We start from the raw sequence: 473 nt of genomic DNA on the forward strand, positions 1-473 counted from the left end.
GCAGACCCTGTGTGCTCGTGGCGTCCCAGATGGCGATGTTGTCCTTCGGGAAACCGCACTGCATGGCCTCGCGCTTGCCCATCTGGTCCGGCACAAGGACAGCCAGCGTCCAGTTGTCCTCCTGTGTCGCGATCATCTTGGCCACGGCCTCGACCAGTTCACGCGGATCCCTGGCAGGGGCATCCGGGCAGCGATGACTGGCGTTCTCCTGCCCGTCGGTCAGTACGAACGTCAGGAAGCTGTGGTCACCGTACAGTTGAGCCGTCTGCGCCAGCTCCCGCTGTGACTTCAGCGCGGCCGCCAGCAGAGCCGTCATTCCGCCGACCCGGTACAGCTGCTTCAGCGACGGCATCCGCAGCACGTCCTTGTCATAGATGACGCACTCCACCGTGTCTGCGAAGACGTACACCGTGACGCGGGTTTCCTGGTCCAGTTCCCCCGACCGGCGGGCAAGATACGCAATCTGCTGGTCC

1 protein-coding gene is annotated in these 473 nt (G+C 64.1%); it reads right to left on the reverse strand.

From position 1 onward, the window contains the following. Positions 1-473: vWA domain-containing protein (locus JK363_RS41640; protein WP_201883517.1), on the reverse strand; the 473-nt coding region annotated here is incomplete at both ends.

Source organism: Streptomyces coffeae (genome assembly GCF_016741875.1).
GTDB lineage: Bacteria > Actinomycetota > Actinomycetes > Streptomycetales > Streptomycetaceae > Streptomyces > Streptomyces coffeae.